The organism is Arthrobacter sp. Soil_C_60 (assembly GCF_057656375.1).
Genome location: NZ_JBDGKM010000008.1, coordinates 201,538 through 223,967, shown reverse-complemented (window position 1 = coordinate 223,967; position 22,430 = coordinate 201,538). Strand labels below are relative to the sequence as shown.

Below are 22,430 nucleotides of genomic sequence, written 5' to 3'. Positions count from 1 at the left end.
CTCAGCGCAGTTGCGGGAGCACTTTTTCGGCGAAGGTGTTGATGAACGGCTCCTGCTCCTGGCCGACGAAGTGCAGGTACAACTCGTCGAAGCCCAGGTCCAGGTATTCCTGCAGCCACTCAATGTGCCGGCCGGTGTCCGCCGAAACGTTGACCGATTGCCGCAGCTGGTCTTCGCCGACGTGCTCGCTGACGGCGTCGAAATGTTTGGCCGTCGCCAGATCCGCGGCAACGTGCGGCGGGAAGACGTTGGTCCGCCACTGGTCCAGGCCGATTTCCACGGCGGCCTCCTCCGAGGGTGCCCAGGACAAGTGCACCTGCAGCGCGGCCTTGCCCCGGCCGCCGTTGTCACGGTAGGCGTCCAGGACCTTCTTCAGCTGCGCCGGCGGCTGGTTGACTGTGATCAGGCCGTCCGCCCAGGCAGCCGCGCGGCGGGCGGTGTCGACACTGATCGCCGGCGCGATCAGCTCGGGCTTGGGTTCCGGCACCTCCCAGATCCGGGCGTGCTCCACGGTGACCAGGCCGCGGTGGGTGACTTCCCCGCCATCATGCAACCGGCGGATCACCTCCACCGATTCCTCGAGCCGCTGCTGGCGCACGTCCTTGGACGGCCAGGCGTCGCCGGTGATGTGCTCGTTGGTGTTCTCGCCGCTGCCCGGCGCCAGCCAGAACCGCCCGGGAAACATGACCGCCAGGGTCGCGGACGCGTGCGCGATAATCGCGGGATGGTAGCGCTGGCCGGGCGCCGTGACCACGCCGAAGCGCAGCCCGGTGGACGCGAGCGCCGCGCCGAGCCAGGACCAGGCGAAGCCGGAGTGCCCCTGCCGGGCAGACCACGGTTCAATGTGGTCCGAGCACATGGCCGCGTCAAACCCGGCAGCCTCGGCGAGCTGGACATCGGTCAACAGCCGCGCGGGACTGATCTGTTCATGGGACGCATGGAATCCGATCACAGGCACCCTCCATGCTTACCCGGCGGTAACGGCATTGTCGAGGGCTACAGTGGCATTGTGGAGGACAACACCGGCATGGGACACGCCTGCCCATGAGCCAGGAAGCCGCGGACACGGATCTGGCGGGCATCGCCGTCGAACTCTATGCCCTCCTGCCCAAGGACTTCACGGCCGCCCGCAACGAGCGGGCCAAGGAGCTGGGCAAGACCGACAAGGACCTGTCCAAGCAGGTCCGCGGCCTGCCGAAACCCTCCACCGCGGCCTGGCTGGTCAACATGTTGGCTGCGCACCGGCGGGAAGAGATCGACGGCGTGATTGGGCTGGGGGCGGCCATGCGCGAGGCGCAGGACGAGCTGGATCCGCAGCAGCTGCGGGAACTGAGCGACCAGCGGCACCGGTTGCTGGCGGCGATCGCGAAACAGGGCCGGAAGCTGGCGAAAGAGCTCGGGCATCCGGTCAGCGAAACCATCGCCGCGGACGTGGAGCAGACACTGCGCGCGGCCATGGCGGATCCGGCTGCGGCCGCCGCGGTGACCAGCGGCCTGCTGACCGATTCGCTGTCCTCGAACGGGCTGGATCCGGTGGAGCTGGACGGCAAGGTGGCGGTCCCGGAGGCCGTCGGTGAGGCCGCTCCGACGGCGCCGAAGACCCGGCAGAAGCCTGTGGATGAACTGGCCAAACGCCGTACCGAACGCGCCGCCCGGACGGACCGGGAGAAGCAGCGCCGCGCCGAGGAAGCCGAACGGCGCCGTCAAAAGGCCCAGGCGGATGTGGACAAGGCTGCCCGCCGGCTGGCCGAGACGGAAGCCGGCGAGCAGGGGGCCGAAGCCGAGGTGGAACAGATCTCCGCCAAACGGGAGGACCTCGCGGCGGAACTGGCGGAGCTGAAAAGCCGGATCCGTACCCTGGAGCGAAGCATCACGGCGGTGGACACGGAGGTCGCGGCCGCCGAGGACCGGCTCGAGGAAGCCACGCGTTCTGCGGCGGAGGCGCGGCGCGGACTGCAGCGCGCCCGGAAAGCGTTGGACGATCAGGACTAGGGGTCGACCGGAAGACAGACAGTAAGTATGCTTATAACCTTCCCTGCAAGCTGTCTTTCCAGGAGTTCACAATGTCAGGAAATCTTATTGCCCGGTCCGTCCATGATTTGACTGCGGGCGCCTGGTTCGGCGGCTCCCTCATGGGGGCCATCGGGCTGAACGGCGCCGCCGCGCAGGCCAAGGACCCGAGAGAGCGGGCCCGGCTGTCCAGTCTGGGCTGGAAAAAATGGGCTCCCGTCCAGGCCGGAGCCTTCGGCGCACACCTGCTCTCCGGCATTCCGCTCGTGCTGAAGAACGCGGACCGGTTGGGCAGCCAGCACGGCGTTGTCCGGCTCTCCGTCTACAAGGCCATCGTGACGCTGACCGGCGCCGGCGTGACCGCCTACGCGGGGCTGCTGGGCCGGAAGGTCGAAAAGCTCTCGCAGGAAGGTGCCGAAGGAGCCACCGAGCCCAGCCCGACGGCGTCGGAAGAGCTGGCGCAGGCACAGCGGCAGCTGAAGATCCTGCAGTGGACCGTTCCGGTTTTCGCCGGCTGGGTCATGGTGCTCGGCGCCAAGGAAGGCGAGATGCAGCGGCCGCAAAACGTGGCGATGGGCCTGCGGAAGAACCTTTCCCGCCCTGAACTGGCCAGGCTGCTGCAGGAGTGGAAGGAGCGCTCGCGGCTCATGTAGCCTGCGCCTCTGATGGCAAACGCCGGCAGCCGCTCGTTTAGCGCCGGCTCGAGCAAACCCTGCCGTCGGGCCTTGGACCGCCTTGGTCCGGGCCCGACGGCGGACGGATGCTACTTCAGCTTGCGGCCTGTGCCAGCTCCGGCACCTCGGCCAGGACAGACCTGTCCCTGATCCGCGAGGAGGCAGCGTACTCACGCGTCGCGTTGATCGCGGCCACCACGGCAGACTTCTCCGCGTAAGCCTCCGAGACTGCTATGACCATGTTCTTGGCCCCGAGCAACCGGAAGCGGTACTGCTTGTTGCGGTCCTTGAAAATTTCAAACAATCGCATTCTCCCAAAATCGTGGGGCGCCTTGCTCTCCGTTGAGCGGTCGAAGCTGTTCCCCAATCCAGAAGCATAGGCGCCCGAAACCGTACTGCCGAGTAGGAAAGTAGCCTGCGTCACAGATAGTCAGGAAATCCCAAGAACGACGCCGGCACTAACCTTCCTCGGTCTCGGCCCGGTAGCGGGCGGCCAGTTCACTGCGGGAACTGATGCCCAGCTTCGAATAGATGCGCGTCAGGTGGTATTGGACCGTCTTGGCCGCGATGAACAATTCCAGACCGGTCTCCTTATTGGTCCGGCCGTCCGCCACCAACCGGGCCACGGCAATTTCCTGCGCGGTCAGGACTGAGAAGTCCAGGGCGCCCCGGCGGCCAGTGCTCTGCACTCCGCTGGCCTGGATCTCTCGGTCGCAGCGCTCCACATAGACGCTGGCGCCCAAGGCCAGATAAAGGTCCCGGGCCCGGGCCAGGACGTCGGCGGCCTCCCGGCGCTGACCGGCCCGGCGCAGCATCTGTCCATAGGCGAAGTTTCCGCGCGCCCGGACGTACGGCGTCGGCAGATCCTTGATGCCGGCGAGACTCGTTTCGAATACCTCGCGGGCTTCATCCAGCCTGCCCTCGGCGCCGAGGATCCGGCCCCGGGGCACCGCCAGCCGGGCCATCACGGTACGGTGGCCGCGCTGGGCCGCCAGCTCTTCATGCGGAACGAGGAACTCTGCCGCTTCCGCCATCCGATCGGTCATCACCAGGGCGTTGGCGTAAACATCGTGCCACGGCCAGAACCCGGGCTCGTCCATCCCGTTGGCACGGTCCAGCTGCAGCAGCGGCCCCAGGGCGCGCAGCACGCCGTCGTAATCCGCAGCGGCTTCGGCCACGAAGGCGGCGGCCATCGCGGCGGGCAACTGCATGATGGCGTAGCTGTCCGCCGGCGCCCTGGCCGCGTCCCGGTGGAACGCGCTTTTGGCCGTCTCTCCCCGCAGGGCATGGACCTGGGCTGCGGTCAGATGGAGCAGCGGTCGGGCCAACTGGATCTGCAGGCGTTCCTGCTGGAGCAGCCCCCGCTCCACAGTGCGCAGGGCTTCGTCCCAGTCCCCGAGCTCGAACTCCGCCCTGGCCAGCCAGCCCTGAGCCCATTGCGCGATCCGGCCTGAACCCAGATGGTATTCGGTGGGGACGGCGGCGGCGAGCTGGTCCCGGGCCAGATAATGCTCGTCCTGCGCCAGGAGCAGCCAGCCCCGGCCCAGCTGCACGCGCTGGCGCTGGGCGCCAAGGGCCTTCAGGGACGGAAACTTCCCGTACTGCGCGTGCGCTTCCTCGATGCGGCCGAGCCCGGCCAGACCCAGGCCCATGATGGAGCGCGATTCGATGAAGGCAGGGGAATCCTCCGGTGCCAGTTCGATGGCGCGCTGCGCCCAGAGCACCAGATCGGCTCCGTTCTGCGCGGCCAAGGCATGCAGGACGCGCCGCTGGCAGATCATCGCCGCGATGTCCGGCGACGATGCCGGATTGCACTGCTGCCAGGCCTTGTCCAGCTGCATGTCCGCCTCGGTTTCCCTGCCGCGGAGGACGGCTAGGTAACCCAGCACGGCTTCCTTCAATGGGCCGGGGCGGAAACCCGCGACTTGCTGCGCATAGGCGCTGGCCCGGGGCAGGTCGCCGGCGGCGACGAGGGCATCGAGTGCCTGGAGCAGACGCTGCTGCCGGCCGGTGGCATCGGGCCAGACATAGCTGGCGCGCAGCAGGGCAGCGGCCGCGGACAACCATGCGCCGCGCTCTGCCTGGTGCGCGGCGTACGCGTCGAGTTGTCGGGCCAGGCCGATGTCAGGCAGCGCCGCGGCGGCAGCCAGGTGGAACAGCTGCTCGCCTTCGTCGTCCCCCATCGACGAAGCGGAGCGGTGCAGTGCAGCCCGCTGGGTGGCGGTCAGGGAGGAGTAGACGCCGGCCCGGACCAAGGGATAGGGGAAGTTCAGCACCTGCAGATCGGCGCCGATCTTCAATAGTCCCAGCGCACGAGCCTCGTCCAGGGCCGCCAGTGGATCCTCGATGCTGTCCGTTCCGGCGGCGTTGGCCAAGGCGACGGCGTCGGCGAGCAGACAGCCTGGTTCCAGGACCGCAGCGGCCTGCACCAGATCACGGGTCGCCGCGCCGGCAGCGGCCAGCGCGGTTTCGATTTCGTCTCTCAGGCGCAGCGGCGCCGGCAGATGCTCGTGCCACTCATTCCAGTAGTCGTCCGGCTGTTCCTGCAGCAGCTGGAGGAGATAGCCCGGATTGCCGCCGGCGTGGGTGCAGAGCCGCAAAGCCATCGGCGCGGGAAGTTCCAGCGCCCGGACCGACCAGGCGAGCGAAACGACGTGTTCGGGGGCCAGCGGACGGAGCCGGAGCTTTTGCACGGCAGCGGAGCCGGCGAATTCGCGGAAACCCGCCGGCAGCTGCCACCACTGGTCATCACGCACTGCCAGCAGGACCAGCACGCGTTCGGCAGCCAGGCGCCGCAGGGCGAAGACCAGCGCGCGGAGGGAGAATTCATCGGCCCACTGCACATCGTCGATCCAGACCACGAGCGGCGGGTGGTCCGACTCAGCAGCAGCATTGTGCGTGCCGGCTGAGCGGAGCCGTGTCAGCAGCAGATGCCCGGCGTCCACCGGATCAACGGGAACGGCGGCGGGTGCTGTTGTGCCGCCGTCGTAACCTCGCAGCAGCTGGGCGAGGACGCTTCCGTCCAGAGTCGTTTCCCAGCGGGCGCCTGCTGCCCGCAGCACTGTGCCGGAATCGGGCCGGGACAAAAAGTGCTCCACGAGGCTGGACTTCCCCATGCCCGCAGCACCGTGGATAATGGCGACCTGCGGGTCGGCGGAACTGGCGGCGCCGGCCATTGCTGCCAGCGCCGCCAGTTCCGCGGATCGCCCCGCCAGGGGTTCGGTTTTGGTCTCAGTCATTCCCGACAATGTTAGCTGCCGTGGCCATCTCGGGTGCCGGACGGTCCTCGGCCAGGCCGGAGCTCTCCTCGGTAACCGGACGCTTGGGCAGGAACAGGGTCACCAGCGCTCCGGCCAGCGCGACCCCGGCGAAGACGTAGAACGCCGTCGCTGTCTGCACTCCGGCAGCGATCAGGAAACCGCCGAGCAACGGGCCGAAGATGCCGCCGAGGCGGCCGAAGCCGGCGCACCAGGCCACGCCTGCGGCGCGCACCGAGGTGGCGTAGTAGTTCGAGACGAGGCCATAAATCAGCACCTGGGTGCCCAATGTACCGACGCCGGCGATGGCGATGGCGGTCAGCAGCACCGGCAGCGGGAAGCCGAAGGTCAGCAGGACCAGGGATACCGCGGCCAGCGCGAAGGTTGTCGACACAATCCGCTTGGCACCGAACTTATCCGCGGACCGGGATGCGATCAGGCCGCCGACTACGGCACCGGCATTGAGCGTCACGAGGAACATCAGCGAGTAGTTCTTGTCGTACCCGTACTGGCTCATGATTTCCGGCAGCCAGGTGTTCAGTCCGTACGTCAGGAGCAGCCCGGAGAAGCTCATGATGCCTAGGAACGCCGTGGGAACTGCGTAGCGCCGGCTGGCGAGACCGGCAAAACCGGCCTTCTGCTGCACTGCCGGTGCTGCGGATGCTGCGGTCGCCGGCGAGGCGGGAGCTGCGAGCAGCGGAATACCGGTCTTCACCGACAGCAGTTCCGCTTCGCGCTGGCGGCCGCGGGCCTGCAGCCAGCGGGGCGACTCGGGAAGCTTGAACAGGGCCACCGGGAGCAGGAACACGATGGGCAGGGCGCCGATCATGAACAATCCGCGCCAGTCGAGGATGCCGTTGAAAACGATGGCAAGCACCGAGGCCAGCGTGGCACCGGCCGGGACGCCCGAGTAGACGATGGCGTTGTAGAAATTCTTCTTGCCGGCCGGCGCGAACTCGGCAACGACCGCTCCCGCCGTCGCCACCAGGGCGCCGACGCCGATGCCGGTGAGGAAGCGCAGGATGCCGAAGGCGAAAACGCTGGTGGCCATGGACGTGAGCGCCATGCCGATGGAGAACCAGGCGATGTTGATCAGCATGACTTTGCGACGGCCGAGGAAGTCGCCGACGGCGCCGACCACAAGGGCACCGACCATGACGCCGACCAGGGCATAACTGCCCAGCGCACCGGCTTGGGCCGCATCCAGCGGGCCAAGCTGGCTGGGATCGTCCAGCAGGCTGGAGACCACGGTGCCGTAAACCACCAGGTCGTAGCCGTCGAAGACCAGTGCGAGGGCGGCGATCAGCACCACCCAGCGGACTGTTTTGCGGCCGCGCGCTGCTGTCGCGGCGGATTCGGTAAGAACGCTCATGTACAGACTCCTTTGTCCGGCGGCCTGTTTTGAGACAGGGCGCGATAGGGATTCGTGTCGAAATGGGGACTGCGCGGCCGTCGATGGCCGGCAGGGTTTAGCCGCGGGGAGCGGCCGGCAGGAAACTAGCCCTCGAAGCGGCCGGGGGAAATCATGGCTTCACCGGTTGTCACCGGAGACTTCGGTGTGGCCGGGCTGGCCTTCGTGTTCCTCCCCCGTCTCCTTGACGGAGCTGGTGGAGCCGACGGCGAAGCGCTCGTAGTAGAAGTTTTCCGGCACGATCCCCTGGCCGTCCCAATACTTGCGCACGGCGTCGACCATGGCCGGCGGTCCGCAGAGGTAGACGTCCACGTCGCCGCCGTTGAGCTGTTCCTCGGCGATGTGCTGGGTGACGTAGCCCTTCTTCTCCGCAGCGCTTTCGGGGTCGGCGACGCAGTAGTCGAAGCTGAACTCCTTGATCCGCTCCGCGTAGTACTCCAGTTTGTCCAGCTCCACCAGGTCCTTGTCGAAGGTCACGCCGTAGACCAGGTGGATCGGGTGCAGTGGATGGCCCTGTTCGGTGGTGTCGAGCTTTTCCAGCATGGCCAGCAGCGGTGCGATCCCGGTGCCACCGGCGAGCATCAGGGTGGGGCGCTTAATGTCGCGGAGGAAGAAGCTGCCCATCGGTCCGGTCAGCTCCAGCACGTCGCCCGCCTGCGCGCGGTCCTTCAGGTAGCCGGTCATGGCTCCGTCCGGGGCGGTGCGGACCAGGAACTTCAGCTGTTCGGAACTGGGCCCGCTGCTGAAGGAGTAGGACCGGACGGCGTCCGTGCCCGGAACGGCCACGTTCATGTACTGGCCCGGCAGGAAGGACAGCTCGTCGCGGTTCTCGATGTCCAGGGTGAAGCCGGCGGTGTTGTCCGCGAACCAGTGCAGGTCCGCGATCTTCGCCTGGAAGGTCTGGGCTCCGGTTTTCGCCATTTCTGCCGTGCCGGAAATCTGCAGCACCAGGTCCGATTCCGGGACCATCTGGCACGGCAGGCAGAAGCCCTTGTCCGCTTCGTCCTCGGTGAGCGCTTCGTCGATGTACTCGCCGGCGTCGTAATTTCCTGACTCGCAGAAAGCCTTGCAGGTACCGCACGCGCCGTCGCGGCAGTCGAAAGGGATGTTGATGCGGGCCTTGTAGGCGGCGTCCGCCACCGTTTCATAGGTGTTGCACTTGATGAACCGGGTCAGGCCGTCTTCGAAAGTGAGGGCAACTTGATAGGACATGGGGAACTCGTTTCCATCGGGACCGGGGCTGTCTGGGGAGGCGGTGCCTTCGGCTGCCGGACAAGGATCCCGGTCCGGCAGCCGCTCGATCAGATGTGGTAGACGTCCACCACGTGGTGGATGTAGTCGTTCTTCAGGACGACCTTCTTCTTCATGATGACCGGCTGGGTACCGGAGAAATCGAGCGTGTAGAAGGAGGTGCCGAAGTAGGTGTCCACGTTGTTGTAGCGGTAGTACAGCGTGAACCAGTTGAAGCGCACGTCCACCGTGTCACCGCGCTGCTCGATCACCTCGACGTTGGTGATGTTGTGGCCGGTGCGCGGCTCGGGCAGGCTGGTGGCGCTGGAGCGGTCGGTGCGGATCCGGAAGACCCGGTCCTCGATGCCGCCGCGGTTGGAGTAGTAGATCAGCGAGATCTCGCGCTGCGGATCCTCGGTGAGTTCATCGTTGTCGTCCCAGGCCGGCATCCAGAACTCGGCCGAAGGGTGGTAGCAGTCGATCCATTTCTCGAATTCGCGGTCGTCCAGGAATCGTGCCTCGCGGTAGAGGAACTGTTGGATGTCCTCCAGTGCGACGGCGGTGGCGGGCTGTTCAGCGGTTGCAGTCATCGTCGATGCTCCTTAGGCGTTGTTCTTCTCGGCGGCTTCGGCCTCGACCGCGGCCTTCATGCTCTGCAGCCAGTAACCGTGCTGCACGGGGTAGAGGCCTTCGTCCTCGGTCTTGGCGCCGCTGGAGAGCGGGTTCAGGCCGATCTTCTTGGCCTGCTCGTCCGGCCCGTTGAGCTGGTGGGTCACCCCGCGGCTGAGGTCGTTCCACTTCGCCGTGCCGGCCAGGTAGGTCTTCTGGCAGGAGCGGAACTCCTCCAGGTCATCCGGAGTGGCCATGCCGGAGGCGTTGAAGAAGTCCTCGTACTGGCGGATCCGGTTCGCGCGGGCGGCGTCGGACTCGCCCTTCGGCGCGATGCAGTAGATGGTCACCTCGGTCTGGTCCACAGAGATCGGCCGGAAGTGGCGGATCTGCGAGGAGAACTGATCCATCAGGTACACATTCGGGTACAGGCACAGGTTGCGCGAAGCGCCCACCATGAACTCTGCCTTCTCGGCGCCGAACTCCTGCGCGAGCTCTTCGCGCCGCTCATACAGCGGGCGGTCCTCGGGGTTGCCCCACCACATCCACAGCAGCAGGTGGCCATGGTCGAAGGAATAGTAGCCGCCGCCCTGCTTGCCCCAGGTACCGGCGTCCATCGCCTTCGTCTCATTGCTGGACTCGCCCGCGGTCCGGCGGGCAGTCGTCGCCGCGTAGTTCCAGTGCGTGGCGGAGACATGGTAGCCGTCGGCACCGTTCTCGGCCTGGACCTTCCAGTTCCCGTCATAGGTATAGGTCGAAGCGCCGCGCAGCACCTCGAGACCCTCCGGCGACTGATCCACGATCATGTCCATGATCTTGGTGGAATCGCCCAGGTGCTCCTCGAGCGGCTTGACGTCTTCCTTCAGCGAACCGAAGAGGAAGCCGCGGTAGGACTCGAAGCGGGCGACCTTGGTCAGGTCGTGCGAGCCGTCCTTGTTGAACTGCTCGGGGTAGCCGGCGTCGCGGGAATCCTTGACCTTGAGCAGCTTGCCCTTGTTGTTGAACGTCCAGCCGTGGAACGGGCAGGTGAAGTTGTTCCGGTTATCCGTCTTGCGCCGGCACAGCATCGCGCCGCGGTGGCTGCACGCGTTGACCAGGCAGTTCAGCTCGCCGTCCTTGGAGCGGGAAATGACCACCGGGGTGCGGCCGATGTAGGTGGTGAAGTAATCGCCCACGTTCGGGATCTGGCTCTCGTGCGCCAAGTACACCCAGTTGCCCTCGAAAATGTGCTTCATCTCGAGCTCGAAGATCTCCTCGTCCGTGAAGATACTCCGCTTCGCCCGGTGGATCCCGTTCTCGTGATCCTCGATCAGGGCGTCCTCAAGGTGGGTGCGGATGCTGTCCAAGGTTTCGGTCATGGTCACTCCATTCAACGTTGGGCGTCGTTGCCCCGGCAGGCCTCTTGGCAGCCGGTCCAAATCAGATATTCCACCCTCGCAGTACTGTGACCTGCGTCGCACCAGACATTTGCCTAGTCACGGCTAGGGGGTCCAGCAAGACTCCAGGCGTCCTAAAACCACCCTCGATTGTCTGAATCCTTTTGCCCCGTAATCCCGCGGAAAACCAGGCGTATTCCCGCCGCGGAAAAGCCAACGGACCCCGGCTGCCGAAGCTTCCGGGGCCCGCCACAGCGAGTCCAGGCGTTAGACCTTGGCGCGTCTGCGCAGGACCAGGTAGGACACCGTTCCGGCCAGGCATCCCCAGAACGGCGACACGATGCCCCACGGCGCAACGCCGGACGCCGTCACCACCAGGGTGATCAGCGCAGCTTCCAGCACAGCCGGCGAGGCCTTGTCCGCCGTCACGGTGTCCTTGAAGGATCCCTGCAGCGCACCGATCAGGGCCACCCCGGCCAGGGCGGTGAGCATCTCCCCCGGGATCACCGCAAACAGCGCCACGATCGCCGTGCTGAAGGTGCCGAACGCCAGATAGAACAAGCCGCAGAAAACCCCGGCAATGTAGCGGCGCCGCGGATCGGGGTGGGCCTCCGGACCGGCGCAGATACCGGCGGTGATGGCGGCGAGGTTGATGGCGTGGGAGCCGAACGGGGCGAACAGCACCGACGCCACCCCGGACGCGCCGAGCAGCAGCTTGTCGTTCGGCTCGTAGCCGCTGGCGTGCATCATGGCCAGCCCCGGCCCGTTCTGGCCTGCCATGGTGACGATCAGCAGCGGTATGGAAATGCCCATGATCGCCGTCGCGTTGAACGTGGGCATGGTCCACAACGGGCCGGCCAGCGAGAGGGACAGCTGCGGCGCGGCAAGCTCCCCGGTGGAGATGGCAAGAACGACGCCGGCAAACAGTGCCACGAAAACCGCATACCGCGGCAGGAAGCGCTTGCCCGCCAAATAAGCCAGGACCAGGCCGCCGGCCACCAGCGGGGAGGCGATCACGGCCGAGGCCGCATTGACCACGAAGGGCAGCAGCACGCCGGCCAGGACGCCGGCGAGGATGGGCTTCGGCACCGCGGCCAGCAGCTTGCCGAAGAGCCCCGTGACCCCGAGGACAGTGCCCAGGATGCCCGCGACGATGTACGCGCCGATAGCGTCGGAGTAAGAGTAGTCGCCCAGAGCCGTCAGCAGCAGCGCGGCGCCGGGAACGGACCAGGCCACCATCACCGGCTGGCGGGTGAACAGGCTCAGCACCGTACACACCAGCCCGCTGGCAATCGAAACCGCCCAGACCCACGAAATGGTCTGCTCGGGAGTCAGCCCTGCGCTTTTCGCCGCTTCGAGCACCACCAGCAGGGGCCCGGCATAGGAGACGGCTACCGCGATCAGCCCGGCCAGGACAGCCGAGAGGGACATCGCGGAGCGGTGGGTCAGGCGGGAAGAATCAGTCTTAGTGTTTGCCAGCGCCATAATGTTGCAGACACTATCCGACGGCTGTGGCGCGGCCAACAACTGCCCGGCCGATCCTGCGGATGTGCGTAACAACCTAGGCAATTGTCCTAGCCAACCCGGACATTTACGACGGCGGCGGCTCACCCGCCGTCGTTGGTTTCAGTATGCGCCGTTCCTAGAACGGGACGCCGCAGCGCAGCACCACGTTGGCGTAGGGGGTGGCTTCCCCCGTACGAATGATCAGGGCCGCCTGCGGGAGCAGGGCCTTCAGTTCCTCGTGGCTTATCAGGCCGGGCTGCAGGCCGCGTTGCTCCAGCCAGCCCAGCACCTCGGGACCAGTTTCAGCGGCTGCGGTGCTCGCCTCGACTTCGAGCTCGGCCAGCACCGCATCCAGGACCTCGGCGAACCGGGGAACGCCCCGCACCAGCGCGAGGTCAACCACGGGACCGGCTGCCGGCAGGGGCAGCCCACAGTCCGCGATAACCACCAAGTGCCCGTGGCCCAGCCGGGACAACCCGGCGTTGAGCGCCGGATTCAGGATGCCTGTCTTCTTCACCGCTGCTCCGCTTCTTCGGGTTCAATGCCCTTACTGACAGCCGGCAGCTCATCGGCCAGGGTCGGGTACGAAGGCTGCGCACCGGCTGTTTGCACCGCGAAGGCCCCGACCCGGGCGGCGAAGCGGGCGGCTGTGGCAAGGTCCTCGCCGCGGGACAGGGCAGCGGCGAGGGCTCCGGTGAACGCGTCGCCGGCCCCCGTCGTATCCACAACCCTAACTTTTGGCGCCGGTATAACGGTGACGGAAGCGCCGCCGTCGTCCCTGGTTTCTCCGACCAAGGCACCCGCGGCGCCTACGGTCATGACGACGGACCGCACGCCCGCGTCAAGGAGCCCGCGGACCAGATCCTCGTGGCCGTTGCCTGCGGGTGTCCCGCCCAGTCCGGACAGCGCGAGCTCGCCTTCATGTTCGTTGACCACCAGCGGATCGGCGGCGCGGACAACCGCCGGATCCAGCTCAACCACGGGGGCCAGGTTCAGCATGACCCGCCCTGTAGCGAGCGCGGCCGCAGCCTCGATGCCGTCCCGGGGGATCTCGCCCTGCAGCAGCACGATCTCCGCCGAGGCGATCAGCTCGCGCTGGCTTTCGACGGCGGCCCTGTCCATGGTCCCGTTGGCACCGGGGATCACCACAATGGTGTTTTCGCCTTGGCGGTCCACCTCCACCAGTGCCACGCCCGTGGAGCCGTCCGGATGCACCAGGCCCGTGAGGTCCACACCGGCGGCGCGGAGCCCGGAGAGGGCAATGTCCGCATAGGCGTCATTGCCCACGGCGCCCACCAGCGCCGTTGCCGCTCCCAGCTGGGCCGCGGCAACGGCCTGGTTGGCGCCCTTACCGCCGGGCAGAACTGCCATCGACTCGCCCAGCAGCGTTTCGCCGGGGCTCGGATGGCGGTCAAGGCGGATCAGCAGATCCGCATTGATGGATCCTACGACGACGGTCAGGCCGCTCACTTGATGAATTCCTCCACATTTTCCTCGGTCACGGTGGTTACCGGGACCGGCACGTTGGACTCGACGGTCTCGCCGGCCAGCAGCTGCGCCATCAGTTCCACCGAGCGCTTGCCCAGCTCGGAGGGCTGCTGCGCGATGGTAGCGGTCATGGTGCCGGCCTGGATCGCGGCGAGGGCGTCTTCGGTGCCGTCGAAGCCGACCACCTTGACGTCCGTGCCGGCCCTGTCGCCCAGAGCCTGGATGGCGCCGAGGGCCATCTCGTCGTTTTCGGCGAAAATGCCGGTCACGTCAGAGTTGGCCTGCAGCAGGTTGGTGGCGACGTCGAGTGCCTGGGCGCGGTCGAAGTTGGCGGTCTGTTTGGCCACTACCTCGATGTCCGGGTAGGCCTTGATGCCCTCTTCGAAACCGGCGCCGCGGTCGCGGCTGGCGGAGGTGCCGGCCACGCCCTGGAGCACGATCACTTTGCCCTTTTCGCCCATGGCCTTGGCCAGCTCGTCAGCGGCCTGCTTGCCGCCGGCGACGTTGTCGCTGGAGACCAGGGAGGCGATTTCGGCGTCGTTGACCGCGCGGTCAACCGCGATGACGGGGATGTTGTTTTCCAGCAGCGGGCTGACCGCGGCGGCTGCCGAGTCCGAATCCACCGGGTTGATGATGACGCCCTGCACACCGCTGGTCGCAGCGGTAGCCAGCTGGTTGGTCTGGGTGGCCGAATCGTTCTGCGCGTCGACTACTTCCAACGTCATGCCCGCGGCCTCGGCGGCCTCGGTGGCGCCGTCGCGCAGGTCGACGAAGAACGGGTTGTTGAGGGTGGAGACGGCCAGGGTCACCTGGCCACCGGACGCGCCTTCTTCGCCGCGGTTGCATCCGGCGGCTCCCAGCGCCACGGTCAGGCCCAGGGCCAGCACGGCTGTGCTGCGCTTGAAAGATGTGAACTTCATTGTTTTGGATCCTTCTCTAGTAATTTGTTCGGGTTGTTCGGATGTCAGTGGATGGTGTTCTTGCGGCGCAGCACGTCGATCCCCACGGCCAGCGCGATGACCAGGCCGATCACTACCTGCTGCCAGAAGGAGGACACGTTGAGCAGGTTCAGGCCATTGCGGATCACTACCAGGACCAGGGCGCCCACGAGCGTGCCGGAGATCCGGCCGACGCCGCCGGCCAGGGAGGCACCGCCAATAACGACGGCGGCAATCGCGTCCAGTTCGTAGCCCACCGCTGCCTGCGGCTGGGCCGAGTCCAGCCGTCCGGAGAGCAGCATTCCGGCCAGACCGGCAAACAGGCCGGAGAGGGCGAAGACAATGACCAGCACCTTCTGGACCGGGATGCCGGAGAGCCGGGCGGCCTCCTTGTTGCCGCCTACCGCATACATGTAGCGGCCGATGACTGTGCGGTTGAGCAGGAAGGCAGCGACCAGGCCGGCGACCACCAGCACCACAATGGGCATCGGGATCGGCCCGATGTTGCCGCCCAGGAACGAGACCTGGTCGGCCGTCCGCACCGGCCTGCCTTCGGAGATCACCAGCGTCAGCCCGCGGGCCACGCTGAGCATCGCCAGGGTGGCGATGAAGGAAGGCAACCGGCCGTAGGCGGTGGCCAGACCGCTGGCGACACCGCACGCCGCTCCGGTCAGGAGCCCGCCCAGCAGCGCGACCCAGCCATTGAGGCCGGCGGTAGTGAACATTGAGGCGGAAACCATCGCGGACAGCGCCGCCACCGATCCCACCGAGAGGTCGATGCCGGCGGCCACGATCACGAAGGTCATGCCGAATGCCAGCACGGCAATAGTGGATGCCTGGATACCGATGTTGAGCATGTTCCCGGCGGTGAGGAAGTCCGGCGTCGCAATAAACAGCGCCAGGCAGAGCACCAGCAGCCCGACCAGCGCACCGTTGTTCGCCAGGAACTTCTTGATGTCCAGGCCTTGCCGCTTCTCGGCCTTCACAGCAGTAGTCATGTTCTTAGTCCCTTAACTCTTGTCTTCCAAGTCCCGCACCACATCGCGGACGGCCAGTGTCATGACCTTGTCCTGCGTGGCGTCTTCTGCTGCCAGTTCCCCGGAGAGATGCCCTCCGCTCATCACCAGGATCCTGTCGCTCATCCCGAGCACTTCCGGCAGTTCGCTGGAGACCATCAGCACGGCGCCGCCGGCAGCGGTCACCGAGTTGATCAGTTCGTAGATTTCCACCTTGGCGCCGACGTCGACGCCCCGGGTGGGTTCGTCGAGCAGGAGCACCTTGGCGCCGGCCGCGATCCAGCGCCCGAATACTGCCTTCTGCTGGTTGCCGCCGGAGAGCGAGCGCACGGTCTGGTCCAGCCCGCTCATCCGGATGCGCAATTTTCCAGCCACATCCTGCGCCTTGTCCCGCTGGCCTTTGAAGTCCACCAGACCGGCCTTGGCCGTGCTGGCCAGTGTGGCGTAGCCAATGTTCTCGTTCACGGAGGCGTCCAGCACCAGGCCCTGGACTTTGCGGTCTTCGGGCACATGCCCCAGTCCAGCCGTGATCCCGGCGCCGATGTTGTGCCGCGGGATTTTCCGGCCCCTGATGGTGACGGTGCCCGAGTCATAGGGATCCACACCCGCGACGGCGCGGACGACTTCCGTCCGGCCGGCACCCACCAGCCCGGCAAGGCCCACCACTTCGCCGGCGTGCACGGTGAAGCCCATGTTGTTGACCAGGCCCTTGATGGACAGCCCCTCCACCTCCAGCAACGGCTCGGACGGACCGGTGTACTCGCGGCGTCGTGGAAACTGCTGGCTGATATCGCGGCCCACCATGAGGCGGACCAGTTCCGGCTCGGCCGTGTCCGCGGGCACCTCGGCCACGAATTTGCCGTCGCGCAGGACCGAGACGGAATCGCCCACTTCGGCGATCTCATCGAGGTGGTGGCTGATGAACACCATGCCCACGCCGCGCTCGCGCAGATCGTGCACCACGCTGAACAGCGCGGCGATCTCGCGCCGCGTGAGGGCCGCCGTCGGTTCGTCCAGAATCAGCATGCGGGCATCAAGGCTCAGGGCCTTGGCGATCTCCACCAGCTGCTGCCGGGCGATGCCCAACTCCCCCACCGGGTGGTCGAGGTCGATGTCCAGGCCGATCAGGTCCAGGGCTGCGCGTGCCTGCTTGCGGAGTGTCGGACGGTCCACCATGCCGAATCTCTTCGGGAACCGGCCCATCATGATGTTCTCTGCGACGGACATGGTGGGCACGAGGTTCAGTTCCTGGTGGATCGTGGCGATGCCGGCCGCTTCCGATGCATTGGTATCGCGGAACTTGACCGGCTCGCCGTCGAGCAGGATCCGTCCGCCGTCGGGCTGGTAGACCCCGGCCATCATTTTGATCAGCGTGGATTTGCCGGCACCGTTTTCGCCGAGCAGCACCTGGACCTTGCCGGCGTGAACGCTGACGGTCACCTCGTCGATGACTTGCACAGGCCCGAAGGATTTGCTGATTTTTTCCAGCGTCAGAATCGGCTGTCCGTTCATCGTTGCTCTCCAGTCTTTGCAGGTCCGGTTGATTTGCGCACCATCAGCCGGGTGGGTAGGACAATCGGCTCCGGTTTCTCCCCGGCAATCACTTGATGCAGCAACCGGACGGCCGTGCGGCCCATCTCGTCGGCGTCCTGCGCGATCAGGGTCAGCGCCGGACGCATGATGGCGAAGGCATCGATGTCGTCGTAGCCGACCAGGGACAGGTCCTCGCCGATGCGAATGCGCAGTTCCTGACAGACTCTGACTGCGCCCATGGTCATCAGGCCGTCCGCGGCGATCAAGGCGGTGGGCGAGTCGGAGAGTTCAAGGAGCTGCCGGGCACCCGCAGCGCCACTGCCAGCCTGGAAGTCACCGAACACCACCAGTTCCGGATCCTGCTCCAGTCCGCACGCCATGGTCGCAGCCTGGAACGCGGCGAAGCGTTCCCTGCCGGTGGAGGCGGACCGCGGCCCGGATATGTAACCGATCCTGCGGTGGCCCAGCTCCGCCAGATGCCGCACCGCCTCGCCCATGCCGCTGGCATTATCTGCGGTCACGCTGGGCAGATCGATATCGTCAATCACCCGGTCCACGAATACCGCCGGCAATCCGCTCGAAGCCAGCATCTCGACGTTGGCGTTGTCCCCGCCCTGTGGCACCAGGATCAGCCCGTCGACCCGCTGCGCCAGCAGGACGTCCAGGTAGCGGTTCTGCTGCTCGACGCTCTCATTGGCGTTGGCCAGCAGGGTGATCAGTCCAAGTTCAAGCGCCTGCTGCTCCGCGGCATGGGCGAGGTCGGCGAAGAAGGGGTTCCGGACGTCGGAGATCAGCAGTCCAATGGTGCTGGTGCGGGTAGAGCGCAGCGAGCGTGCCTGCGCATTCGGGCGGAAGCCGAGCTCGGCGACAGCCTGCTCCACGCGTTCCCGCGACAGTACGGAGGTTGCCGGATGGCCGGAGAGAACGCGCGAAGCCGTGGCCGGGGAAACACCCGCACGGGCCGCGACATCGCGGATCGTCACACCCCGCACAGCAGCTCCTTTGCTTGTCAGCTCACGAAAACGCGGCAACCATTTGCCCGCCCACGCAGTTGGTGGAATCGATTCCATGAAATCGTTTCCACGAGTATGAAACAGGTCACCATCCGGTGTCAACCCCGCCCCTTGCCTCCGCTGCCTCTTCATGTTTTCGGCGACCGTTCGGCCCGGAGTCTCCTGGGCAACAGGGAGGCGTGGAACACTGGTAGCGGGAGTCAGGCGAGGAAGCATTTTCAGCTATCGGAGGCGCCATGCTGTTCGAGACACTCTTCATCAACGGGGTCATCTACACCCAGGATCCGTCCCGTCCCCGTGCCAGCGCGCTCGGCGTCCATGCCGGCCGGATCATCAGCCTCGACGACGAGCTGCCGGCCACGCACTTCCGCAAGGTTTACGACCTCGGCGGTGCCGCCGTCGTTCCCGGTTTTAATGATGCCCACTGCCACCTGTCCATGGTGGGGCTGGCCGAATTGCAGGTGGACCTGCGGCCGTCCGTTTGCCCGACGATGGAGGACCTGCTCGCCGCCGTTGGTTCCGCCTGCGCCGATGCACCCGATGGCGCCTGGGTCCAGGGCGCCGGCTACAACCAGAACTATCTTGACGGCCAGCACCCCACCGCGGAGCAGCTTGACGCCGTCAGCAACGGCCACCCGGTCTGGCTGATCCACAACTCCCGCCATATGGGCGTGGCCAACACGGCCGCGTTCGAAGCCGCCGGCTTCAGCGGACGCCGTGGAACAAAAGCGCCCGACGGCGGCGCCGCACCGATCGATGCAGACGGCCGTGCCGTCGGGCTGCTGCAGGAAACGGCTCGGGCACTGGTCACGGACACCATCCCCATCCCGACCGTCGACGACGTCGCCGCGATGGTCGAAGCCGGCAGCCGCAAGGTCCTGCCGCTCGGCGTCACCAGTATCACCGAGCCTGGCCTCGGCGCTCCCGCACACATCGGCCACAGCCCCACCGACATCGCCGGTTACCAAACCGCGCGCGACGCCGGGAAGCTGGGCGTGCGCGCCACGGTGATGCCCTATCTGACCACGCTGCATCCCTTGGACAGCTCAGGTGAAACGGGAGCTCCGTGGGGTCTCGACCTGGGCATCCGCAGCGGCCTGGGCGACGAGTGGCTGCGGATCGGGCCCACCAAGATCCTCTCCGATGGCTCGTTGATCGGCCGCAGTGCCTTCATGAGCCACGACTACGCCCTCGACTCCCCTACGGAAAACGGTAATCGCGGCCTGCTGCAGTTCCCGCAGGAGATGCTGCGGCAACGCATCATCGGCGCCCACTGCGCGGGCTGGCAAGTGGCTACGCACGCCATCGGTGACGCCGCTCTGGACGTGGTGATGGACATCTTCGAGGAAGCCCAGCGGCGCTTCCCCCGCGAGGACGCCAGACACCGCATCGAGCATGTGTCTGTAGCCAGTGATGCGCAGATCCGCCGGATCAAGGAGTTGGGCCTGATCCCGGTGCCGCAGGGCCGGTTCGTCTCCGAACTTGGCGACGGCGCAGCCCAGGCCATGGGATCGGACAGAATGAAGCTAACCTACCGGATCAAGGGGCTGCTTGATGCCGGCCTGGAGGTACCGGCCAGCACGGACGCCCCGGTGGTGGAGGTGAACCCGGTCCTGAACATCCACGACATGGTCAACCGCAGGACCGCTGCCGGCGCGGACTTCGTTCCCGAGGAGCGGATCACGGTGGAACAGGCGGTCCACGCCTACACAGTGGGCAGTGCCTATGCCGTCCACGAGGACTCCTACAAGGGCACCCTGACGCACGGCAAGCTGGCCGATTTCGTCACCCTCTCCGAAGACCTGTACAAAGTCGCCCCGGGAAACATCAAGGACGTGACCGTCACCGCCACCGTGGTGGGCGGCGCAGTGGTCCACGGTGAGCTTTGAGAACCTATGTGTTACCCGCCACGCCCGGACTTTCTACACCAACCGTAAATCCGTAAACTCGGACCTTCAGGCGGCCGAGGCCGCCGCACGGCCATTTTCCACGTCATCACCAACCAGCAGGAGAACGTATGACTCTTTATGCCGTTACCAACCCGGCCACCGGTGAAACCGTCAAGGAATTCCCCACGGCTACCGACGTCGAAATCCAGGCAGCCCTGGAGCGCACGGACAAGGCCTTCCGCGAGTGGACCCGGAGCCCGCTGGAAGAACGCGTGAAACTGCTCAACCGCGTCGCCGAACTCTACGAAGAGCGCCGCGACGAGCTGGCCGCCATCATCACCCGCGAGATGGGCAAGCCGATCCGCCAGGCCGGCTTCGAGGTAGACATTGTCGTGTCGATCTACCGCTACTACGCTCAGAATGGCCCGAAGTTCCTGGAGGATGAAGAGCTCGACGTCGCTGCCGGCGGCAAGGCCGTGGTCCGCAAGGAAGGCCTCGGCGTGCTGCTGGGGATCATGCCCTGGAACTACCCGTACTATCAGGTGGCCCGGTTCGCCGCCCCGAACCTGATGAACGGCAACACCATCCTGCTCAAGCACGCCCCGCAGTGCCCGGAGTCTGCCCTGGCCATGGAACAGATCTTCAAGGACGCCGGCGCACCCGAGGGTTCCTACGTCAACATCTTCGCCACTAACGAACAGGTCGCGGATATCATCGCCGACCCGCGCGTCCAAGGCGTGTCCCTGACCGGCTCCGAACGCGCCGGCGCTGCCGTGGCCGAAATCGCCGGCCGCAACCTCAAGAAGGTCGTGCTCGAACTAGGCGGTTCAGACCCGTTTCTACTCCTGGATACCAAGGACCTGGACAAATCCGTCAAGACCGCTGTTTTCGGCCGCATGACGAACGCCGGCCAGGCCTGCAACGCGTCCAAGCGCTTCGTCGTGATGGAGGACCTCTACGACGAGTTCGTGGAGAAGTTCACCAGCGCCCTCGCTGCCATCACCCCCGGCGATCCGACTAATCCCAAGACCTACCTTGGTCCGCTGTCCTCGCTGACGGCCGCTGACAATCTCGCCAAGCAGGTGGACTCCGCGGTAGCCGAAGGCGCCGTGGTCCGCACCGGCGGCGGCAAGGTCAGCGACGATTCCGCCTTCTTCCAGCCGACCGTGCTGACCGATGTCACCCCCGGCATGGCAGCATTCCGCGAGGAGCTCTTCGGGCCGGTCGCCATGGTCTTCAAGGCGTCCTCCGAGGACGAAGCCATCCGGCTGGCCAACGATACCCCCTTCGGTCTCGGCGCCTCGATCCATACCAACGACGGCGAGAAGGCCCAGCGCATCGCCGAGCGGATCGAGGCCGGAATGGTCTACATCAACGAGCCGGGCGGCACCGCTGCTGAACTGCCCTTTGGCGGCGTCAAGCGTTCCGGCGTCGGCCGTGAACTGGGCAAGTACGGCATGGACGAGTTCGTCAACAAGAAACTGGTCCGCACCTCGGCCCGCTAGGACCCTCCTGCAGCTCAGCTGCACGACGGCGAAGTGGCGGGAAACCCGTGCGGCTTCCCGCCACTTCACTGCATACCCGAGGGCTGCGGCCGGTCTGAGTATCCGAACTTTGAGTTGACAACGGTTGGCGGTTCCGTAGACGTGCTTTCCTTATTGCATGGCTAGGTCGACCGGTGATCATCGTCCGTACGTACTCGTACATATGGCTGTTTCGCTCGATGGCTCCTTTTCCGGCTTCCAACCGGACGTCTCTCAGTTCTATTCATTGGCGGCCGAGTGGCAAGAGGATGCCACGCTCGTGGGAGCCGACACGATATTGGCGCAGGAGAACGAGTTGGCGGATGCCGACCTGCCAGGACCGAAGGAGGGCGGCCCGATACTTGTCGTTGTTGATAGCGGGTATCGGGTGATTGCCTGGAATGCGCTCCGCGACGTCGGCCATTGGTCGCGCGTGATTGCCTTGAGGGGCAATGCCCTCAGTCCGACACACGGCGTGGAAGAAATCGTCACAGGCGGCCAACGGGTCGATCTTGCGGCCGCATTGGCTAAACTGCGGAGCCTGTACGCTGTGCAGAGGCTGCGCGTAGATAGCGGCGGCAACTTGGTTGGCGCTCTGATGGCCGGAGGCCTCGTCGACGAAATCAGTTTACTCGTCCATCCCGCCCTCGTCGCAGATATCCATCGTCGTCCTTGGTGGGGCGGAGGGCACGCGGTTCCTATGTTCCGACTAACTGACCTCGATGCGCGGGCGATCGGCGACGATATTGTTCAACTGCGGTATCGGCTCCTCTGGTGAAGATGCGAGCTGTTCCTGCTGCAAGCGGAGCGCTCTGATGCCTAACGCGAGCGCAAACTGGGCCGGTCAACGGGCATCACTTAGCCAGTGACCGGCCCCTGCCATTTCGCGTAGGCCTTTGATCCAGGCTTCAGCATCCGAAACTGCGCGCGGACCACCCCTACGCAGAGAGCCTAGGC

At 66.0% G+C, this 22,430-nt stretch carries 19 protein-coding genes; 5 read left to right on the top strand and 14 right to left on the bottom strand.

From position 1 onward, the window contains the following. Position 1: 1 nt before the first annotated feature. On the bottom strand, positions 2-958 hold the full coding sequence (locus tag AC3A4M_RS16675; RefSeq protein ID WP_498737053.1) for a TIGR03885 family FMN-dependent LLM class oxidoreductase: 957 nt from the start codon (positions 956-958) through the stop codon (positions 2-4). Between the two features lie 86 nt (positions 959-1,044). Between AC3A4M_RS16675 and AC3A4M_RS16670 the strand changes: the two genes are divergently transcribed. Both AC3A4M_RS16670 and AC3A4M_RS16665 read left to right on the top strand, forming a co-directional pair. After that, entirely contained in the window at positions 1,045-1,992 is a 948-nt protein-coding gene (locus tag AC3A4M_RS16670) for a hypothetical protein (RefSeq protein ID WP_498737051.1), read from the top strand. A 71-nt stretch (positions 1,993-2,063) separates the two neighbouring features. Further along, on the top strand, positions 2,064-2,663 hold the full coding sequence (locus AC3A4M_RS16665) for a hypothetical protein (RefSeq protein ID WP_498737049.1): 600 nt from the start codon (positions 2,064-2,066) through the stop codon (positions 2,661-2,663). A 115-nt stretch (positions 2,664-2,778) separates the two neighbouring features. Here AC3A4M_RS16665 and AC3A4M_RS16660 read toward each other — a convergent pair whose 3' ends face one another. The 13 genes from AC3A4M_RS16660 to AC3A4M_RS16600 all read right to left on the bottom strand — a co-directional run bounded on the left by AC3A4M_RS16660 (position 2,779) and on the right by AC3A4M_RS16600 (position 18,040). Continuing rightward, entirely contained in the window at positions 2,779-2,994 is a 216-nt protein-coding gene (locus AC3A4M_RS16660) for a YegP family protein (RefSeq protein WP_498737047.1), read from the bottom strand. Positions 2,995-3,142: 148 nt separating this feature from the next. Further along, positions 3,143-5,923, bottom strand: a complete 2,781-nt coding sequence (locus AC3A4M_RS16655; RefSeq protein ID WP_498737045.1) for a helix-turn-helix transcriptional regulator — start codon at positions 5,921-5,923, stop codon at positions 3,143-3,145. Further along, a complete protein-coding gene (locus AC3A4M_RS16650; protein ID WP_498737044.1) occupies positions 5,916-7,313 on the bottom strand; it encodes an MFS transporter in 1,398 nt (465 codons plus the stop codon). The genes AC3A4M_RS16655 and AC3A4M_RS16650 overlap by 8 nt, the downstream gene beginning before the upstream one ends. Positions 7,314-7,472: 159 nt before the next feature. Beyond that, entirely contained in the window at positions 7,473-8,564 is a 1,092-nt protein-coding gene (benC, locus tag AC3A4M_RS16645) for a benzoate 1,2-dioxygenase electron transfer component BenC (protein WP_498737042.1), read from the bottom strand. An 89-nt stretch (positions 8,565-8,653) separates the two neighbouring features. Next, entirely contained in the window at positions 8,654-9,172 is a 519-nt protein-coding gene (gene benB / locus AC3A4M_RS16640) for a benzoate 1,2-dioxygenase small subunit (RefSeq protein ID WP_498729366.1), read from the bottom strand. Between the two features lie 12 nt (positions 9,173-9,184). Next, complete coding sequence (gene benA, locus AC3A4M_RS16635; protein ID WP_498737040.1) at positions 9,185-10,549, bottom strand: benzoate 1,2-dioxygenase large subunit; 1,365 nt, start codon at positions 10,547-10,549, stop codon at positions 9,185-9,187. Between the two features lie 285 nt (positions 10,550-10,834). Beyond that, positions 10,835-12,052: a benzoate/H(+) symporter BenE family transporter gene (locus AC3A4M_RS16630; protein WP_498737038.1), complete on the bottom strand. Its 1,218-nt coding sequence runs from the start codon at positions 12,050-12,052 to the stop codon at positions 10,835-10,837. Positions 12,053-12,209: 157 nt separating this feature from the next. Beyond that, entirely contained in the window at positions 12,210-12,590 is a 381-nt protein-coding gene (gene rbsD / locus AC3A4M_RS16625; protein WP_498729370.1) for a D-ribose pyranase, read from the bottom strand. After that, positions 12,587-13,543: a ribokinase gene (locus AC3A4M_RS16620; protein ID WP_498737035.1), complete on the bottom strand. Its 957-nt coding sequence runs from the start codon at positions 13,541-13,543 to the stop codon at positions 12,587-12,589. The genes rbsD and AC3A4M_RS16620 overlap by 4 nt, the downstream gene beginning before the upstream one ends. Then, positions 13,540-14,481, bottom strand: coding sequence for a substrate-binding domain-containing protein (locus AC3A4M_RS16615; RefSeq protein ID WP_498737033.1), 942 nt, complete (start codon positions 14,479-14,481; stop codon positions 13,540-13,542). Before AC3A4M_RS16615 ends, AC3A4M_RS16620 begins: the two co-directional genes overlap by 4 nt. A gap of 44 nt (positions 14,482-14,525) precedes the next feature. Continuing rightward, positions 14,526-15,497 (bottom strand): ABC transporter permease, encoded by a 972-nt coding sequence (locus AC3A4M_RS16610; protein ID WP_139006638.1) that lies wholly within the window; start codon positions 15,495-15,497, stop codon positions 14,526-14,528. A gap of 12 nt (positions 15,498-15,509) precedes the next feature. Further along, a complete protein-coding gene (locus tag AC3A4M_RS16605) occupies positions 15,510-17,027 on the bottom strand; it encodes a sugar ABC transporter ATP-binding protein (RefSeq protein ID WP_498737031.1) in 1,518 nt (505 codons plus the stop codon). Then, complete coding sequence (locus tag AC3A4M_RS16600; protein WP_498737029.1) at positions 17,024-18,040, bottom strand: LacI family DNA-binding transcriptional regulator; 1,017 nt, start codon at positions 18,038-18,040, stop codon at positions 17,024-17,026. The genes AC3A4M_RS16605 and AC3A4M_RS16600 overlap by 4 nt, the downstream gene beginning before the upstream one ends. A gap of 257 nt (positions 18,041-18,297) precedes the next feature. Here AC3A4M_RS16600 and AC3A4M_RS16595 point away from each other — a divergent pair, with 257 nt between their 5' ends. The 3 genes from AC3A4M_RS16595 to AC3A4M_RS16585 all read left to right on the top strand — a co-directional run bounded on the left by AC3A4M_RS16595 (position 18,298) and on the right by AC3A4M_RS16585 (position 22,251). Beyond that, complete coding sequence (locus tag AC3A4M_RS16595; protein ID WP_498737027.1) at positions 18,298-19,950, top strand: amidohydrolase; 1,653 nt, start codon at positions 18,298-18,300, stop codon at positions 19,948-19,950. Positions 19,951-20,078: 128 nt separating this feature from the next. Beyond that, a complete protein-coding gene (locus AC3A4M_RS16590) occupies positions 20,079-21,455 on the top strand; it encodes an NAD-dependent succinate-semialdehyde dehydrogenase (protein ID WP_498737026.1) in 1,377 nt (458 codons plus the stop codon). 157 nt (positions 21,456-21,612) lie between these two features. Continuing rightward, positions 21,613-22,251: a RibD family protein gene (locus tag AC3A4M_RS16585; protein WP_498737025.1), complete on the top strand. Its 639-nt coding sequence runs from the start codon at positions 21,613-21,615 to the stop codon at positions 22,249-22,251. Positions 22,252-22,430 lie beyond the last annotated feature (179 nt).

Bases quoted from the DNA above. Each gene is read 5' to 3' on its own strand.
- AC3A4M_RS16670 (WP_498737051.1), top strand. From the start codon at position 1,045: ATGAGCCAGGAAGCCGCGGACACGGATCTGGCGGGCATCGCCGTCGAA.
- AC3A4M_RS16665 (WP_498737049.1), top strand. From the start codon at position 2,064: ATGTCAGGAAATCTTATTGCCCGGTCCGTCCATGATTTGACTGCGGGC.
- AC3A4M_RS16660 (WP_498737047.1), bottom strand. From the start codon at position 2,994: ATGCGATTGTTTGAAATTTTCAAGGACCGCAACAAGCAGTACCGCTTC.
- AC3A4M_RS16655 (WP_498737045.1), bottom strand. From the start codon at position 5,923: ATGACTGAGACCAAAACCGAACCCCTGGCGGGGCGATCCGCGGAACTG.
- AC3A4M_RS16650 (WP_498737044.1), bottom strand. From the start codon at position 7,313: ATGAGCGTTCTTACCGAATCCGCCGCGACAGCAGCGCGCGGCCGCAAA.
- benC (WP_498737042.1), bottom strand. From the start codon at position 8,564: ATGTCCTATCAAGTTGCCCTCACTTTCGAAGACGGCCTGACCCGGTTC.
- benB (WP_498729366.1), bottom strand. From the start codon at position 9,172: ATGACTGCAACCGCTGAACAGCCCGCCACCGCCGTCGCACTGGAGGAC.
- benA (WP_498737040.1), bottom strand. From the start codon at position 10,549: ATGACCGAAACCTTGGACAGCATCCGCACCCACCTTGAGGACGCCCTG.
- AC3A4M_RS16630 (WP_498737038.1), bottom strand. From the start codon at position 12,052: ATGGCGCTGGCAAACACTAAGACTGATTCTTCCCGCCTGACCCACCGC.
- AC3A4M_RS16615 (WP_498737033.1), bottom strand. From the start codon at position 14,481: ATGAAGTTCACATCTTTCAAGCGCAGCACAGCCGTGCTGGCCCTGGGC.
- AC3A4M_RS16610 (WP_139006638.1), bottom strand. From the start codon at position 15,497: ATGACTACTGCTGTGAAGGCCGAGAAGCGGCAAGGCCTGGACATCAAG.
- AC3A4M_RS16605 (WP_498737031.1), bottom strand. From the start codon at position 17,027: ATGAACGGACAGCCGATTCTGACGCTGGAAAAAATCAGCAAATCCTTC.
- AC3A4M_RS16595 (WP_498737027.1), top strand. From the start codon at position 18,298: ATGCTGTTCGAGACACTCTTCATCAACGGGGTCATCTACACCCAGGAT.
- AC3A4M_RS16590 (WP_498737026.1), top strand. From the start codon at position 20,079: ATGACTCTTTATGCCGTTACCAACCCGGCCACCGGTGAAACCGTCAAG.
- AC3A4M_RS16585 (WP_498737025.1), top strand. From the start codon at position 21,613: ATGGCTAGGTCGACCGGTGATCATCGTCCGTACGTACTCGTACATATG.